Here is a 17,426-nt window from a genome sequence, read left to right on the forward strand (position 1 = left end):
CTTTGACGGCGGGGCGCCGGTGAAAGTTCTGAGAAATGATCAGGTGATGATCGCTGCCGGACCGGCCGCGCGGCCATGGGGGTCAGGTGCTCCGCGCCAGCGGCTCCTCCCTGGACTCCGTGCCGATCGCGACGTTGCCGCCGGACAGGACCGCGACCACGGGCCCCGGCGGCAGGTGCGCCCGGCGGGTGAGGTAGGCGGCCGTGGCCACCGCGCCGCTGGGCTCGGCGCGTTCCCCCAGCTCCCGCCAGAGCAGGCCGGCGGCGGCGTCGATGGCGTCCTCGGTCACGGTCACCATGTCGTCCACGTACCGGTAGAGGTGTTCCCACGCCAGCGCGCCCAGCACCGGCGCGCGCAGCCCGTCGGCCCTGGTGCGGTAGGTCAGCTCCACCGGCCACGCCGTCCGCGTGCCCGACCGGAAGCTGGCCGCCCCGTCGGCGGCCAGCTCGGGCTCGACGCCGATCACCCGGATCGCCGGGCCGGCGGCCTTGACCGCCACGGCGATCCCGGCCAGCAGGCCGCCGTTGCAGACGGGCACCAGGACGGCCCCCGCGTCCGGCAGGTCCAGGCAGATCTCGGTCCCGGCGCTGCCGTGCCCGGCGATGACGTCGAACGCGTCGGAGCCGACCACCGTCGCGCCGAACCGGTCGGCCAGCGCCAGGCATGCCTCCTCCCTCAGGGCGGGCGGCACGATCACCACCTCGGCGCCGAGCCGGCGCGCGGCGCGCACCTTCAGCTCCGGTGCCGTGTCCGGCAGCACGACGGTCGCCCGCACGCCCTGTTCGACGGCGGCGTAGGCGATGGCCTGGGCGTGGTTGCCCGACGACTGGGCGATCACGTGGCGGACGCCGCGCCCGGCCAGCCTGCCCACGGCGTTGACCGCACCGCGCACCTTGAACGAGCGGGTGGGCTGCCGGTTCTCCGGCTTGACCCAGAGCCGTTCGCCGGGCAGCCGTAGCAGCGGCGTGCGCCGCACGTACGGCGCGATGCGGTCACCGGCCTCCCGGATGTCGGCCGCGGTGACGAGCCCCGCGCGCACCGCGCCTTCCGCCTGCGCGCGTGCCCCGTCTCCTGACTTCGTGCGTGCCGCCCCTTCCGCCCCTTCCGCGTTCACGCGCTCAGCACCCTCTCCTGGACGGCGTCCAGGTCGGCCGCGGCCTCCGACGGCGGCGCGGCGTCGGGGACGAGGTCCTCCAGGTGATGCAGCGGCCGGTACAGCAGCCCCAGCAGCCCCCACACCACCAGGAACACGCCGCTGGCGAGCAGCACCACCCCCGCGCCGTCGCCGGGCCCGCCGGCGAACCGCCCGGCCCACTCCGCCAGCGGCCCGGCGGTGAGGAAGCCGAGCGGCTGCATGGCCGTGGCGATCATGATGTTCACCGCGAGCACCCGCCCCTGCAGCTCCGGCCCCACCTTGACCTGGATGATCGACAGCCAGTGCGCGTTGCCGATGCTCATGCACGCCAGCCGGACGAACAACCCCGCCGCGACCAGCCACACGACCGGCCACACGCCCATCAGCACCACGCCGAGCCCGGACCCGACCACGAAGCCGACCATCCCGGTGGCCCGCCGCCGGGTGCCGCCCCACACCAGCACCACGCCGGTGCCCACGGCCGCGCCGACACCGCCGACGGCGGTGACCACGCCCAGGTCCGCCGAGGTGCCGATGGCCAGCACGACCGGGGTGACGAGCACCCACATCAGCGCGGTGCAGAAGTTCACCACGGCGAAGTAGAGCGCCATCACCAGCAACGGCCGCCGCCTGCGCAGGAACCGCCACCCGCCGGTGAGCGCCGCCGTGAACGTCTCCTCTCGCCGGTGGAACAGCCGGTCGGGGAAACGCACCAGCAGCAGCGTCAGCACCCCGACCGCGAACGTGACCACGTCCACGGCCACCACCGCCGACAACCCGAACAGGCCGATCAGCGCGCCGCCCGCGAGCGGCGCGACCACGTTGCCCGCGCCGAAGCCCACGTTCGCCAGCGCGTTGGCCTGGGGCAGGTACGGTTTCGGCACCAGCTGCGCGATCGCCGCCAGCCACGCGGGCTGCTGGAACGCCGACACGACCGAGGTCACGCCCACGATGAGGCAGACGTTCCAGAACTCCAGCCCTCCGGTGGTCAGCAGCAGCACCAGCGCCACCATGGCCAGCCCGGACAGCGCGTCGCAGGCCAGCATGATCCTGCGCCGGTCCACCCGGTCGGCCAGCGCGCCGCCCAGCGGGGTGAGCAGCACCGCCGGGATCTGCGCCAGCATCGTGACCAGCGCGAGATCCAGGATCTCGCCGCTGCGCTGGTAGGCCCACACACCGAGCGCGAACGAGCTCAGCGCCGTGCCCAGCGCCGAGACGATCTGCCCGGCCGCCACCGTGTAGAAGGGCCGCAGCCCGGTGCGTTCCGGCGGGCGCACCGGATCGGGCAGCGTTCCGGCCGCCCAGCGGGTCAGGTGCGCCAGCACCAGGGCGGCCAGCGGCTCGGCCTGGTGGCGCAGGAAGTAGTGGCCGGCCCTGGGCAGCACCGCCCGCTCCACCCGAGGCGCGAAAGCCGCCCACTCGGTGTAGCGCTCCTCGTGCAGCTCGGTGGCGCGGTCGCGTTCCCCGACCAGGCTCAGGATCGGGGCGCGCAGCGGCGCCCCCTCGCCGGCCAGTTCGCGGCCGAACCACTCCTGCGCCTGGTCGGCGTCATGCCGCATGGCGCGTACGGCGGTGCGCTTGGCGGACTCGTCCATGTCGTCGAGCAGCCCGCCGGAGGCGCGCAACGCGTCGCGGAACATGCGGTCGGACACCCAGCGGTCGCCACCGAACAGCCGCCTGACCCGCCCGGGCAGCCGCGCCGCAGGGAAGCTCGCGGCAGCGATCACGCCCAGCACCGGCACGCCGTCCGCCTCCAGCCGGCGCGCCAGCGCGACGGCGGGCGCGGAGCCCACGCAGTGGCCGTAGATCGCGACCGGGCCCGACGCGGTCGCGGCCACCTCGGCGGCCAGCACGTCCACCAGCTCCTCCAGCGGCAGCGGCGGCTCGTCCGGGCGGGCGGGGTCGTGGCCGGGCAGCTCGGCCGAGAGCACCTCCACCCGCTCGCCCAGCGCCCGGGCCAGCGGCTGGTACACCGCGGCCGACCCGCCGCCGTACGGCACGCACACCAGCGTGAACTCGCCGGCCCGGCCGCCGCCCAGCCGGTGCAGCAGCCCGCCGCCGCCCTCGCCGCCCAGGGAATCGGCGCCCAGGGATTCGCGGCCCAGGAACGCGGCCAGCTCGGCCACGGAGGGCCGGGTGAACAGGTCGATCACCCGCAGCCCGCGGCCGATCTCCTTGACCGCGCGCACCGCGGCGAACGAGTCGCCGCCGAGGGCGAAGAAGTCGTCGCCCGCGCCCACCCGCTCCACACCGAGCACCCGGGCGAAGGCGCCGGCGACCAGCTCCTCGTCCGGCGTCGCGGGCGGCGCGTACGCGGCCTGCTCCGCCACCGGCTCGGGCAGGGCGGCCCGGTCGATCTTCCCGTTCGGGTTGAGGGGGAGCCGGTCGAGGGCCATGACGTGGGCCGGCACCATGTAGTCGGGCAGCCGCTCACGCAGCGCCGGGCGCACGGCCGCGGCCTCCACGCTCGCGGGCGTCACCCACGCGGCGAGCTGCCTGGCCTTCCCCTCGCCGACGGGCAGCACCACCGCCTCGGCGACCTCCGGCAGCGCCCGCAGCGCGGTGGTGACCTCGCCCAGCTCGACGCGGTAGCCGCGCACCTTGACCTGGTCGTCCACCCGGCCGCGGAACTCGATCCGCCCGTCGGAGGTGACGCGCAGCAGATCGCCGCTGCGGTAACAACGCCCCTTCCCGGTCAGCGGGTCGGGGACGAACCGCTCGGCGGTCAGCTCGGGCCGGCCGATGTAGCCGCGGGTGACCCCCGGGCCGCCGACCACCAGCTCGCCGGGCACGCCGGGCGGCACCGGCCGCAGTGCGGCGTCCACCAGGTGCCCGTACACCCCGGGCAGCGGACGGCCCAGCGGCACGATCCCGGTCCGCCGGTCGGCGGGGACCTCCTCGGTGTCGCACACCAGGCAGATCATCGTGGACTCGGTGTGGCCGTAGTGGCTCTGGATCCTGAGCCCGGGCCGCGCGGCCCGGGCCCGCTCCACCAGGTCCCACGGGCAAGCCTCGCCCGCCAGGATCAGCAGCCCGCGCGGCAGCACGGCGGCCAGGTCGCCGCCCGAGGCCAGCAGCTCCAGGTGGCTCGGCACGCACTTGACGACGTCCACCCGGTGCTCGGCCAGGTAACCGGCGAACGCGGCCGGGTCCATCGCGGTCTCGCGCGGCACCAGGTGCACCGTCCCGCCCGTGGTCAGCGCGCCGAACACGCAGGTGAGTCCGAAGTCGGCGGCGGGCGTGGAGATCACCGCGAACGACCCGCCGGGCATCCCGATGCGCGGCAGCATGCCGCCCAGGTAGTTCAGGACGCCGCCGTGCTCGGCGGCCACCGCCTTGGGCGTGCCGGTGGACCCCGACGTGAAGATCACGTGGTGCAGGTGCCCGGGCCGCACGTCGACCTCGGGGCGGGTGTCCGGCAGGGACGGCGGCCGGTCGAGCGCCAGCACCCTCCTGCCGTCGCCGATCAGGGGCGCGAACTCGCTCACCGTCACGACGGCCCGCACCCCGGCGGCCTCCAGCATCGCGGCGATCCGCGCCGCCGGGTACGCCGGGTCCATCGGCAGGTAGCCGCCGCCCGACTTCTGGATGCCGAACAACGCACACGCCAGGTCAGCGCCCGGCTCCAGCAGCACGCCCACCGGCTCGTCGGCGCCCACCCCGGCCTCCAGCAGCCAGTGCGCGATCCGGTTCGCGGACGCCTCCAGCTCCGCGTAGGTCAGGGCGCGGCCGGCCCCCACCACGGCCGGCGCGCCGGGAGTCTCGTCCACCCAGCGCTCGATCAGGTGGTGCACCGCCCCGGCCGGCGGCTCGGGCGGCGGCCCGCCGTCCACGGCCGGGCCGGTCACCGGCTCCAGCGGCACCGCGCCCACCGGCGCGTCCAGGTCGGCGAGCAGCCCGTCGAGCAGCGCCGCGTACCAGCGGGTCAGCTTGGCCGCGGTGCCCGGCTCGAACAGGTCGCTCCGGTAGGCGAGCCCGCCGCGCAGCGGCACGCCCGGCCCCTCGTCGACGACGTGCCAGCTCAGGTCGAACTTGGTGGTCAGCTCCGGCAGGTGGATCTCGGACGCCTCCAGGCCGGGCAGCTCCGCCCCGGCCACACCCGGAACGTAGTTGAGCATCACCTGGAACAGCGGCGTGGCCGCCAGGTTCCGCTCCGGCCGCAGCCGGTCCACCACCCGGTCGAACGGCGTGCCCGCGTGCGCCAGCGCGCCCAGGGCGGACTCCCGCGCGCGGGCCAGCAGGTCGCGCCCCGTCGGGTCGCCGCCCACGTCGGTCCGCACGACCACGGTGTTGAGGAAGCAGCCCACCACGCCTTCGGTGTCCGGATGGTCGCGGCCGGAGACCGGCACGCCGACCGCGATGTCCGTACTCGCCGACAGCCGGGCCAGCAGCGCCTGCAACCCGGCCAGCAGCACGATGAACGGCGTGGACCGGTAGGCGGCGGCCACCGCCCTGACCCGCTCGCTCAGGCCGGCCGTCAGCTCCAGGTCGAGCGCGGCCCCGCCCGGGCCGGGCACCGCGGGGCGCGGCCGGTCGGTCGGCAGGTCGAGCACCGGTGGCAGGCCGTCCAGGTGCCCGGCCCACCAGTCCAGGTCGGCCGGGTCGGGGACCGGCGACACCTCGGCGTACTGCGCCGGCGGCGGGCCGAGGGGAGGGCGCAGGCCGAGGCGGGCGGCGTACAGGCCGGACAGCTCCGACAGCAGCAGGCCCCGTGTCCACGCGTCGGTGGCGATGTGGTGGAAGGTGAGCGACAGCACGTGCTCCCGCTCGCCATCCGCGCCGTCGTGCGTGCCGCCTTCCGCGCCGCCTTTCGCGCTGTCGTGCGTGCCGCTGTGCGCGCAGGCGTCCACGGTGAGCAGCACCGCACGCATCGGCGGCTCGCGGTCCAGCGCGAACGGCGTCGCCAGGTGCGCGGCCAGCACGTCCTCCACCTCCGGCCGATCGACGCGTGCGGTGGACACGGGCACCTCGCCGGCGTCCCGCACCACCATCACCGGCTCGGGGCCGGAGTCGTCGACCACGCCGCGCAGCACGTGATGCCGCTCAGCCAGGTCGCGCACCGCACCCAGCAGCGCCTCCGCCCGCAGCGGGCCGCGCAGCCGCAGCGCCACCGGCACGTTGTAGGCGCTGCTGTCCGGTTCGAGCTGCGCCAGGAACCACAGCCTGGCCTGCACCCCGGACAGCGGCACCGGCCCGTCCACCGGGTCGCCGATCGGCCCGTTCACCGGCCCATCGATCGGCCCGTCCGCCGGCCCGCCGATCGGCTCGTCCGCCGGCCCGTGCACGGACCCATGGATCGGCCCGTCCGCCGGCGCGCGCCGGACGCGCGCGGTGGCGGGCGGGCGGGGGAGCGCGGCGGCCAGGTCGGCCAGCACGGGGTGCTCGAACAGCAGCCGCACCGGCACCGCCGCGCCCAGCCGCTCCCGCAGCCGCCCGGCCACCCGGGTCGCCGCGAACGAGTGCCCGCCGAGGGCGAAGAAGTCGTCGTCCGCCAACACCTCGGCGAGCCCGAGCACGTCGGCCCAGACCTCGCCCACCAGGCGCTCAGCGGAACTCCCCAGCGGCACCCGCACCGCGGGCCCCGCCTCGGGCATGGTCAGCGCCGCCCGGTCCACCTTGCCGTTCGGGGTGAGCGGCAACGCCTCCAGCACGCCGATCGCGGCCGGCACCATGTAGTCGGGCAGCCGCTCGCGCAGCGCCGCCCGCACCTGAGCGACCTCCACCGTCACGTCCACGGCCGCCGGCGTCACCCAGGCGGCCAGGCGCCGCTCCAGACCGGCGCCGACCGGCTGCACGTACGCCTCCGCGACCTGCGGCAGGGCCCGTAACGCCGCGGCGACCTCGCCCGGCTCCACGCGGAAGCCGCGCACCTTCACCTGGTCGTCGATCCGCCCCAGGAACTCCACCAGCCCGTCCCCGGTCACCCGGACCCGGTCGCCGGTGCGGTACCAGCCGCCGGTGAAGCGTTCCGCGGTGAGATCGGCGCGGCCCAGGTAGCCGCGGGCCACGCTGGGACCGCCGATCCACAACTCCCCGGGCACGCCGGACGGCAGCGCCCTCCCGGACGGGTCGGCCACCCGGCACACCACGCCGGCCAGCGGCCGGCCCAGCGGCGCCCGGCCGTGACCCTGGCCCAAGCCTTGGCCCGAGCGCTGTCCCGCGTCCTGGCCCGAGCGCTGGCCCGAGCGCTGTCCCGAGTCTGGGCCCAGCTCGGCCAGAGCCTCGCCGGCGTCGCAGGCCAGCACCGACACCGTGGTCTCGGTGGGGCCGTAGTGGATCTGCACCTCCAGGTCGGGCCGCGCCTCCCGGACCTGCGCCACCAGGTCCGCCGGCACCGCCTCACCGGCCAGGATCAGCAGCTTCCCGGGTAACGCGGCCGTGCCGAGGAGTTCGAGCTGGCTGGGCACCATCTTGATCGCGTCCACCGGACGTGCCGTCAGGCGGGCGGCGAACGCGGCCGGGTCGGTGGCCGTCTCGTGGTCGATCAGGTGGAGGGTGGCGCCCGTGGTCAGCGCGCACCACACGTTCGTCATGCCCAGGTCGGCGGCGGCGGTGGAGACCAGCGCGAACGAGGTCATCCCCGCGGGAACGGCCTCGGCCACGGCGCCGAGGTAGTGCGTGATGTGCCGGTGCTCGACCGCGACGCCCTTCGGCCGCCCGGTCGAGCCCGACGTGTAGATCACGTACGCCAGGTGCTCCGGCCGCACCTTCACGCCGGGACGCTCGCCGGACGCCTGCGCCGCGGCGGCGAGCTCGGCCTCCGTGAGGACGATGCGCGCCCCGGCGTCGGCCACCACCGCCCGGTTGCGGCGCTCCGGGTAGACCGGGTCGAGCGGCAGGTAGGCCGCGCCCGCCTTGAGCACGCCGAGCATGGCGACCACCAGCTCCGGCCGCCGCTCCAGCAGCACGCCGACCGGCTCCTGCGGCCGGACCCCGCTCGCCAGCAGCCAATGGGCCACCTGGTTGGCGCGGCGGTCCAGCTCCGCGTAGCTGAGCGAGCCGGCCACGTCCGCGTCCGGGCGGGTGCCGGGCGGCCCTTCGACCACGTCCGCGTCCGGGCGGGCGCCGGCCACCGCCTCAACCGCGACCGAACGGGCGTCGCCCATCCCCTCGACCGCGATCGCGTCCGGGCGGGCGTCGGCCGCCCGCTCGACCAGCGTGTGCAGCGGCACGTTCACGGGCAGGTCCGCGGCCCGGCCGCGCAGGTCGTCGCCGGCCGGCAGCCGCACCGGCGCGTCCGGGTCGGTGAGCATGCCGTCCAGGAGCTCCAGGTACCAGCCGGCGAGCCGCCGCACGGTGGCCTCGTCGAACAGGTCCGTGCGGTAACGCAGCTCGCCCGCGAACCGGGTGCCGTCGTCGCCGAGCTCCAGGTTCAAGTCGAACTTGGCGGTCGGCGCGGGCGGCGACCCCGCCACGACCTCCAGACCGGGCAGCGACACCGGCGCGCCGGTGTCGTAGACGTTGAGCATCACCTGGAACAGCGGCGTGACCGAGAGGTCCCGCTCCGGCTGCAGGCGCTCCACGACCCGCTCGAACGGCGTGCCGGCGTGCGCGAACGCGTCCAGCGCCGCCCCGCGCGCCCGCGCCAGCAGCTCCGCGCCGGTCGGGTCGCCCGAGGTGTCGCCGCGCACCACCAGGGTGTTGACGAAACAGCCGACGACCTGCTCGGCGTCGGGATGGTGGCGGCCCGCGTGCGGCACTCCGACGGCGATGTCGTCCATGCCGGACAGACGGCTCAGCAACGCCTGCAACCCGGCCAGGAACACCATGAACGGCGACGTCCCCGCCACCGCGCGCACCTTCGCCGACAGCGGCCCGGGCACCTCCACCGCGACAGCCGCCCCCTCCCACGTGGGCACGGGCGGGCGCGGGCGGGCGAGCGGCAGGTCGAGCACCGGCGGCAGGCCCGCCAGGCGCCCGGCCCACCAGTCGAGGTCGGCGTCCGGCCGCCCGGCCTCCCACGTGGCCACGTCCGCGTACTGCAGGGCCGGGGGAGCGGGGGGCGGCTCCAGGCCGAGGCGGGCGGCGTACAGGCGGGCGAGATCGTCCAGCAGCACGCGCTCCGACCAGGCGTCGGTGGCGATGTGGTGCAGGGTGAGCGCGAGCACGCACTCGTCGTCGCGGAGCCGGAACACCGTGGCCCGCAGGGGCGGCTCGGCGTCCAGCCGGAACGGCCGCCAGGCGTGCCCGGCCAGCTCTTGCTCCAGCCCCGCCGGCTCCACGTCCACCACCGGCACGGGCACGGCGGCGACGGGCCGCACGCGTCCCTCGCCGATGACGCCGCGCAGGATCCAGTGCCGCTCCGCCAGGTCCGCCACCGCGCCGGTGAGGGCGGCGACGTCCACCGGGCCGCGCAGCCGCAGCGTCAGCGGCACGTTGTAGGCGGGTGTGCCCGGTTCGAGCTGGGCCAGGAACCACAGCCGCTCCTGCGCCGGCGACAGCGGCATGTCCTCGGCCGACGTCGCCGGGATGCCGGCCTGCTCGCCCGGCTTGAGGGCGGCGGCGAGCCTGGACCGGACGAGTGCGGCGATCCGGTCCTCACGTACCTCGGTCATCCCTCGATCCCCTCCATCAGGTCGGCGGCCAGCAGCTCTTCCAGCGCGGCGGCGAAGTCGGCCAGCACCGGGCGGTCGAACAGCAGCCGCACGGGCACGGCCACCTGCAACATCTCGCGCAGGCGGGCGGCCACCCTGGTCGCGGCGAACGAGGCTCCCCCGAGGGCGAAGAAGTCGTCGCCGGCCCAGACCTCGGCCCGTTCGAGCACCTCGGCCCAGACGGCGGCCACCAGGAGCTCGGCGTCGGTGGCGGGCGCGACCCGCGCCGGCTCCGGCCCGGTGTCCGGCTCGGGCAGCGCGCCGCGGTCGACCTTGCCGCTGGGCAGCGTGGGCAGGGCCGGCAGGGCGACCCAGCGGCGCGGCACCATGTGGCCGGGCAGCCGGGACCGGGCGTGCCGCTCGATCGCGGCCAGGTCCGCCGTCTCCGGCGCGACGTAGCCGACCAGGTGGGCGTGCGCGTCCGCCCCTGCCACCGTCACCGCGGCCTCGGTGATCTCGCGCAGCACGGCCTCGATCTCGCCCAGCTCGATCCGGTACCCCCGAACCTTGACCTGGTGGTCGCGGCGGCCGTGGAACTCCAGCGTCCCGTCCGGCCGCCACCGCGCCAGGTCACCGGTGCGGTAGCACCGGCCGTCCGGCGTGAACGGGTCGGCCACGAAGGCGGCCGAGGCAGGCTCCGGCCGGCCTCGGTAGCCGCGGGCCACCCCGGCGCCGCCCAGCAGCAGCTCGCCGACCGCGCCCGGCGGCACCAGCCGCAGCCGCGCGTCGACCACGTACGCCCGCTCGCCCGGCATCGGCGACCCGATCGGCACCCGGTCGCCCTCGTGCCCCCGCACCCGGTACATCGCCGAGGTGACGGTGCTCTCGGTGGGCCCGTAGGCGTTCCACAACTCGCCGGCGCGGAGCAGGATCTGCTCGGCCAGCGCCGGGTCCAGCGCCTCCCCGCCGGCCACGGCGCGCAGCGCCGCGCCGCCCGCCCAGCCGGCCGCGACCAGCATCCGGTACGCGGTCGGCACCAGGTCGATCACCGTGGCCGCGCTCGTGCTGATCAGCTCCGCCAGCGCGTGCCCGTCGGTGGCCGTGGCCCTGTCGACCACCACCGACGTGCCGCCGGCGGTCAGCACGCTCCACAGCTCGGAGGCGGAGACGTCGAAGCTCAGCGGCGCGACCGCGGGCTGCACGTCGGCCGGGCCGAGGCGGAGCGTCGAGATCATCCCGGCCACGAGGGCGGCCAGGCCGCCATGGGTGACCTCGACCCCCTTGGGCGCGCCGGTGGAGCCGGAGGTGTAGGTCAGGTACGCCAGGTCGTCACCGCGCACCTCGGGCAGGTCCGCGCGCGGGCCCGCCGCGAGCCGGTCCGCGTCGAGCATCACCGGCCCGTCCGCGTCGGAGGCCGGCGCCGGCGCAAAGGGTGCACCGCCTTCACGGGGTGCACGGCTTTTATGGAGGGCTGCGTCTTCACGGGGGGCTGCGTCTTCACGGGGCGCTGCGCCTTCATGGAAGGCCGCGCGTTCAACGCGTGCCTCGCCCTCAAGCGGTGCTTCGCCGCGCGTGAGCACCACGCGGGCGCCCGCGTCCGCGGCCAGCAGGCGCAGCCGCTCGGCCGGGTGCTCCGGGTCCAGCGGCAGGTAGGCCGCCCCCGCCCGCCACACCCCCAGCAGCACCGCGGGCAACATCCGGTCGCGCGGCACGCGGACGCCGACCACGTCACCCCGCGACACCCCGTGCTCCAGCAGCCCGGCCGCGATCCGGTCGGCGCGGTCGTTCAGCTCGGCGTGACTCAGCGCGGCGCCGTCCGGCCCGACCACCGCCGTGCCCGTCGTGTGCGCCGCCAGCGCCAGCGGCACCGGCGGCAGGTCGTCCGGCAGCCGCGGCCCGGCCGCGCGGGCCAGCAACGCGGCGCGTTCCTCCGGGGTGACCGGATCCAGGGTCGCGATCACCAGGTCCGGCTCGGCCACCGCGCGCCGCAGCAGCCACAGCAGCCGGTCCAGGTACGCCTCGGCCGCCTCCCGCCCCAGTAGCGCGACGGCGTACTCCAGGTGCAGCTCGGCGCCGGCGGCCGTGCGGTTGACGAGCACGCTGAACTCGTGCACCGCCGCGCCCGAGCCGACCTCGGTCAGCAGTTCGAGGCAGCCGGCGCGCACCGGCACCTCGGCGTGCTGCATGGCCAGCAGCACCGGGGCGCGGGGCAGGTCGGCGGGCGGAACCTCCTGGTGGACCAGAGCCCGCGTGGTGGCCTCCCCGGCCTGCTCGACCAGGTCGCGGAAGGTCGGCGCGGCGTCCGGCCGCAGCCGCACCGGCATCGTGTCGATCAGCGGCCCGACGACCCGGGCCAGCTCCGGCCTGGCGCGCCGCGCCGCGACCACGCCGACCAGCGTGTCCGGCTCGCCGGAGGCCAGGGCGAGAGCGGCCAGGTACACCGCGAACGGGGTCGTGCCGCACGCGCGGGCCAGCGCGGCCACGCCGTCCGTGAGCTCCCCGGGCAGCGGCCTGATCACCCGGCACGTCGTCAGGTCGCCGGGCGGAGGCCCCGCCACCGGCGCCCCCGCCAGCTCGCCGCGCCAGAACTCCCGCAGCCGCGCGAGGTCGGGCCGGTCCTCCTGCTCGCGCACCGCCACGTCGCCGAGCTGCACCGCCGGGCCGGGAACGGGCTCGCCCGCCAGCTCGGCGGCCAGCTCGTCCATCAGCACGCCGACGGAACCGCCGTCGAAGGCGAGGTGATCCGTCACGAGAACCAGCTCGGCCACGTCGTCCCCGACGGGGCACAGGCTCGCGCGGAGCAGCGGCACCTCGTTCGTCACGTCGAACACGTGCTCCGCCGCCGCCTGCGCCACCTTCGCCGGGTCCGCGCCCGCCGGGTGCTCCACCAGGGGGACGGTGACCGGCGGGTGCACGACCGCGTACGGGACGCCGTCCTCGCCGGTGCGGACGGTGCTGCGCAGGGCCTCGTGCCGGCGCAGGATCGCGTCCAGCGCCGGGTGCAGCGGGGCGCTGCCGCTGAGGCCGCGCACGCGCAGCCGGACGGACACGGTGGTGACCGGGCTGTGCGGGTGAAGCCGGCGCAACGTCCAGAACTCGCGTTGCGCGGCGGTGAGCGGGTGCCGGGTCCGGCCGGTCCGCCGCACCGGCGCCGAGCCGGGCTCACGCAGGCGCGCCGCCAGCCCGGCCGCGGTCGGCTCGGTCAGGAACGCCGCCAGGGGCACGGTGTGACCGAGCCGCCGTGACAGCTCGGCCACCACCCGGGCGGCGGCCAGCGAGTGCCCGCCCAGGTCGGCGAACCGGTCGTGCACGCCCACCTCCGGCAGGCCCAGCACGTCCGCGATCACCTCGGCCACCTGGCGCTCGTCGTCCGTCCGCGGCGCGACCGGCGCCGCGCTGTCCGTCCGGGCGGCGCCCAGCCTGGGCAGGGCCGCGCGGTCCACCTTGCCGGTCGGGCCGATCGGCAGGTCGCCGGTCACTCCGATCCTGGCCGGGACCAGGTGATCGGGCAGGCGGTCGCGCAGCCAGTCGCGCAGCTCGGGCTCGGTCACGCCGGAGGCCGCCACGTGCGCGGCGAGGTAGGCGATGCCGTCGTCGTCGGTGTGCGCCAGCACGACGGCGCGGCGCACCGCGGGATGGCGGTCCAGCGCCGACTCGACCTCGCCCAGCTCCACCCGGTAGCCGCGGATCTTGACCTGGTCGTCGGCGCGGCCCACGTAACGCAGCTCGCCGTCCACCCACCGGACCAGGTCGCCGCTGCGGTAGACGCGGGCGCCGTCCGGCTCGGTGCGGAACGCCTGCGACTCGTGGCCCAGGTACCCGCGGGTCACGCCGGGCCCGCCGATCCACAACTCGCCCACCTCGCCGTCCGGAACCGGCGCGCCGGCGGCGTCGCGCACGCTGAGCAGCGCGTTCGCCATCGGCGCGCCCAGCGGCGGGTCGCCCTGGTAGCCGCGGCTGACCTCGAACATGGTGGAGCCGGTGGTGCACTCGGTGGGGCCGTACATGTTGAGCACGCGGCGCACGCCCGGGTTGGCGTACATGCGCGCGACCAGGGCGGCGGTCAGCCGCTCGCCGCCGGACAGCACCATGCGCACGCCGTCCGGCAGCGGCTCGCGCAGCAGCACCGACAGCGCGGACGGGACCCCGAAGACCGTGCGCACCTCGCCGCGGGCCGGCAGCGTCGTCAGCGCCAGCACGTTGTCCGCCATGATCACGGTTCCGCCGGCGGACAGCGGCGTGAAGATCTGCGTGATCGAGGCGTCGAAGCAGATGGAGGAGCCGGCCAGCATGCCGCTCAGCTCCTCGGCGGTGTAGGCGGACGCCTCCCAGCGCACCAGGTTCAGGGTGTTGCGGTGCTCCACGACCACGCCCTTGGGGCGGCCGGTGGAGCCGGAGGTGTAGATGACGTACGCGGCGTCGCCCGGCTCGCCGGGCACCTCGGGCCCGCGCGCGGCGGGCCTCACGTCGTCGACGAGCACGGTGCCCGCGCCGGTCAGCGACGCGGTGCCGAGCCGCGCCGCCGAGGTGACCACCGCGCTCACGGCGGCGTCCTCGGCCATGAACCGTAACCGCTCGCCCGGGTAGGCCGGGTCCAACGGCACGTAGGCCGCCCCCGCCTTCAGCACCCCGATCAGCGCGGGCACCAGCCACTCGTCGCGGTCCAGGCAGATCCCCGCCAGGTCGCCGCGTCCGACACCCCGCGCGGCCAGGGCGTGGGCGATCCCGTTGGCCCTGCGGTCGAGCTCGGCGTAGGTGAGCCGGCTCGTGCCCGCGACGACGGCGACGCGATCGGGCGTCCGCCGGCACTGCGCCTCCAAGGCCTCGTGGAGGCGGCCGGGCGAGTCTGTGAGAGGGCGGTTCGCGCCCGTCACATCCGTATTCATGTGTCCTCTTTCCAGCAAGGTCGAACGTGCCCGGGTGGGCGGTCTCGAACGGGCCCGCCCCTCGGGGACGGCACGCGCACCTGCTCCCTTCGCCGAAGATCACGGGTGTCCGCACAGCAGCATCGGTGACCCGGCTTGCCGCTGACTTGGAACCTGCCGTGATCTTGCTTGCAGGAAGGGCGCTTCATCGGCCGATCGGCTCGGGACGGCCCGAGAGGCGGTCATGAACGCCCCGGTGGGCAGCGTCGACCAACACGCGCAGACCTCCTGGAACGGCGACGGGCAGACTCCGGGCGCCGGACCAGGACGAGGCGTGCGGCCTCTTCGCCACCACTCCGGGGCGCCGGGCCACCATGATCCTCTTCACCGGGGCCGTCCCGCAAACGGGCTCATGACGGCGGGCCCGGCGGCGGCACGGGCGGGCGCGCCGACCTGCCGCCCGCGCGCGACGACTGCGCCGTCGCGCCGCGTACGGCGTGTTGCCGCCCACACCTGCGAGGGGCGGTCTGTCAGCTCATCGGGCGTCGAAGGCCGTCCTGGACTCCAGGATGCCGGAGGCGTTGTCCTCGGCCCATCCGGCCAGGTCGCGGACGACCTTGAGCAGGCTGAGCCCGCGCGGGGTCAGCGCGTAGTCGACCCGCGGGGGAGTGGTGTCGTGGACGGTGCGTGTCACCAGGCCGTCCCGTTCCAGGCCGCGCAGTGTCGTGCTGAGCATGCGCTGGGTGATGGGCGCACTCATCCGGCGCAGCTCGTTGAACCGCCGGGTGGTGTCGCTCAGCTGGCAGATGACGACCACCGACCACTTGTCGCCGATCCGTTCGAGCACGTCGCGGATCAGGTCGCGGGCCTGCTCGCGCCGGTCTGCGGAGGTGTCGCCCGCCCGCGTGATCGGGTGCGCCATGGCGAGCAGTATACGGGCTATACCAGGTTCCTGTGAGGAACGGTTCTCCCGGTGATACCTGGGCAGGTCGAAGTGCCTTCTTGTCGCCTCCGCCCGCTCCGTGCGACGGTGCTGAAATCGTACCAGGTATATGAAGAGAACCATCGAGGAGCTGCGACGATGCGAGCGGTCGGTCTGTACGAGTTCGGAGGGCCCGCTGTGTTGCGGGCCGTCGATCTGCCGGAGCCGCATGCGGGGCCCGGCGAGGTCCGGGTGCGGGTGCACGCTGCCGCGGTGAATCCGGCGGACACGCTCCTGCGCAGTGGCGTGCTCGCGCACCTGTTCGCCGGGGTGCCGGCGCCGTACGTGCCGGGGATGGACATCGCCGGCGTGATCGACGAGATCGGCCCGGGCACGGAGACCGCCCTGTCACCGGGAGAGCCGGTGATGGCGATGACGCATCCGATCGGCCCGGCCACGGGCGGCTACGCCGAGTACGTGGTGCTCCCGGCCGGCTGGGTCGTCCGCGCGCCGGCGGGCGCCGATCACCCGGCGGCGGCCACGCTGCCGATGAACGGGCTCACCGCGCTGCTGACGCTCGACCGCCTCGCGCTCGCGCCCGGCTCCGTCCTGGCCGTGGTCGGGGCCGCCGGGACGCTCGGCGGCTACCTGGTCGAGCTGGGCAGGCAGGCGGGGCTGACCGTGGTCGCCGATGCCGCGCCCGCCGACGAGGATCTGATCCGCCGCTCCGGCGCGGCCGACATCGTGGCCAGAGGCTCCGACGTCGCCGAGCGGATCCGTGCCCGGTATCCGGAAGGTGTGGCGGCGGTCGCCGACGCGGCGCTGGCCGGACCACGCCTGCTCCATGCCGTACGTGACGGCGGTCGGTACGTCCGGTTCCGCACCGCCGGCGAGCCCGGCGGCCAGGAGATCGACGGCGGCGGACGCGTCACGGTGCTGACGCCGTTCGTCCCCGACTACGCGGGGCGGACGGACAAGCTGGACCGGATCCGCCTGCTCGCCGAGTCGGGCGCGCTCACCCCGCGCGTCGCGGCGGCACTGCCCGCGGCCGAGGCCCCCGAGGCGCACCGGCGGCTCGAGGCCGGCGGTCTTCGCGGCCGGCTCGTGCTCACCTTCTGAACTCGCCAGCACACGTCCATAGGGAGTAGTCATGTCCGCACGTTTCGCAGGGAAAGTCATCCTGATCACCGGTGCCACCTCCGGCATGGGCCGGGCCGCCGCCGAGCGGATCGCAGCCGAGGGCGGGCACGTCGTTCTGGCCGCCCGCGGCAAGGACGCCGGCGACGCGCTGGCCGCCGGGCTTCGCTCCGCCGGAGGCGAGGCCACCTTCGTGCCCGCCGACGTGACGGTGGAGGCCGAGGCGGCTGAGCTGGTCCGGCAGGCGGTGAGCCGGTACGGCCGGCTCGACGGCGCCTTCAACAACGTCGGCGCCGCCACCGCCGCCGGGGCGGTGACGGACGTGGACGGCGACGCCTGGCACGCCGACCTGACCCTCAACCTCAGCAGCGTCTTCTTCGGCCTGAAGCACCAGATCCCCGCGCTGCGGGCGGCCGGCGGTGGCGCGATCGTCAACAACGCCTCAGTCCTCGGCGTCACCGGGCAGGCGGGTATGGCCTCCTACAGCGCGGCCAAGCACGGCGTGGTCGGGCTGACCCGGTCGGCGGCGCTCGACGCGGCCGGGTCCGGAGTACGGATCAACGCACTGGTCACCGGTGGGGTCGACACGCCGCTGCTGCGCGGCAACCTGGGCCCGTCGCCGGAGGAGTCCCTGCGGGCGGCCGCGGTGATGCACCCGATCGGGCGGATCGCCCAGCCGGAGGAGATCGCGGCGTTCGTGGCGTTCCTGCTGAGCGACGAAGCCCGATTCATCACCGGTGCCGCGCTCGCCGCCGACGGCGGGATGACCGCCGCCTGACCGGAGACCCCCGCCCGGGCGGGCAGGCCGCGGCGTTTAGCTCGGGGATGCCCAG

General features: G+C 75.9%; 6 protein-coding genes and 2 pseudogenes. 2 read left to right on the plus strand and 6 right to left on the minus strand.

Translation table 11 applies throughout. The features are described 5' to 3' along the window. Positions 1-82: 82 nt before the first annotated feature. The 6 genes and pseudogenes from HD597_RS17780 to HD597_RS17795 all read right to left on the minus strand — a co-directional run bounded on the left by HD597_RS17780 (position 83) and on the right by HD597_RS17795 (position 15,456). Positions 83-1,114 carry a threonine ammonia-lyase gene (locus HD597_RS17780; protein ID WP_253743563.1) on the minus strand — a complete coding sequence of 344 codons (1,032 nt, stop codon included), beginning with the start codon at positions 1,112-1,114 and terminating at the stop codon, positions 83-85. Beyond that, positions 1,111-6,729, minus strand: coding sequence for a non-ribosomal peptide synthetase (locus tag HD597_RS17785; RefSeq protein WP_425572344.1), 5,619 nt, complete (start codon positions 6,727-6,729; stop codon positions 1,111-1,113). The genes HD597_RS17780 and HD597_RS17785 overlap by 4 nt, the downstream gene beginning before the upstream one ends. Before the next feature lie 33 nt (positions 6,730-6,762). Further along, a pseudogene (locus HD597_RS67265) lies at positions 6,763-8,388 on the minus strand (amino acid adenylation domain-containing protein); the annotation flags it as partial. Next, positions 8,371-9,690 (minus strand): annotated as a pseudogene (locus HD597_RS67270) (condensation domain-containing protein); the annotation flags it as partial. The pseudogenes HD597_RS67270 and HD597_RS67265, both read right to left, overlap by 18 nt. Beyond that, on the minus strand, positions 9,687-14,555 hold the full coding sequence (locus tag HD597_RS17790) for a non-ribosomal peptide synthetase (protein WP_253743567.1): 4,869 nt from the start codon (positions 14,553-14,555) through the stop codon (positions 9,687-9,689). The gene HD597_RS17790 and the pseudogene HD597_RS67270, both read right to left, overlap by 4 nt. A 514-nt stretch (positions 14,556-15,069) precedes the next feature. Then, positions 15,070-15,456: a winged helix-turn-helix transcriptional regulator gene (locus tag HD597_RS17795; protein ID WP_253743569.1), complete on the minus strand. Its 387-nt coding sequence runs from the start codon at positions 15,454-15,456 to the stop codon at positions 15,070-15,072. Positions 15,457-15,615: 159 nt separating this feature from the next. Here HD597_RS17795 and HD597_RS17800 point away from each other — a divergent pair, with 159 nt between their 5' ends. Together HD597_RS17800 and HD597_RS17805 are read left to right on the plus strand one after the other, a co-directional pair. Further along, on the plus strand, positions 15,616-16,575 hold the full coding sequence (locus tag HD597_RS17800) for a quinone oxidoreductase family protein (RefSeq protein ID WP_253743571.1): 960 nt from the start codon (positions 15,616-15,618) through the stop codon (positions 16,573-16,575). Between the two features lie 31 nt (positions 16,576-16,606). Then, a complete protein-coding gene (locus HD597_RS17805) occupies positions 16,607-17,371 on the plus strand; it encodes an SDR family oxidoreductase (RefSeq protein WP_253743573.1) in 765 nt (254 codons plus the stop codon). Positions 17,372-17,426: the final 55 nt, after the last annotated feature.

This window comes from Nonomuraea thailandensis (assembly GCF_024172165.1).
GTDB lineage: Bacteria > Actinomycetota > Actinomycetes > Streptosporangiales > Streptosporangiaceae > Nonomuraea > Nonomuraea thailandensis.

Bases quoted from the DNA above. Each gene is read 5' to 3' on its own strand.
- HD597_RS17785 (WP_425572344.1), bottom strand. From the start codon at position 6,729: ATGCCCGAGGCGGGGCCCGCGGTGCGGGTGCCGCTGGGGAGTTCCGCT.
- HD597_RS17790 (WP_253743567.1), bottom strand. From the start codon at position 14,555: ATGAATACGGATGTGACGGGCGCGAACCGCCCTCTCACAGACTCGCCC.
- HD597_RS17795 (WP_253743569.1), bottom strand. From the start codon at position 15,456: ATGGCGCACCCGATCACGCGGGCGGGCGACACCTCCGCAGACCGGCGC.
- HD597_RS17800 (WP_253743571.1), top strand. From the start codon at position 15,616: ATGCGAGCGGTCGGTCTGTACGAGTTCGGAGGGCCCGCTGTGTTGCGG.
- HD597_RS17805 (WP_253743573.1), top strand. From the start codon at position 16,607: ATGTCCGCACGTTTCGCAGGGAAAGTCATCCTGATCACCGGTGCCACC.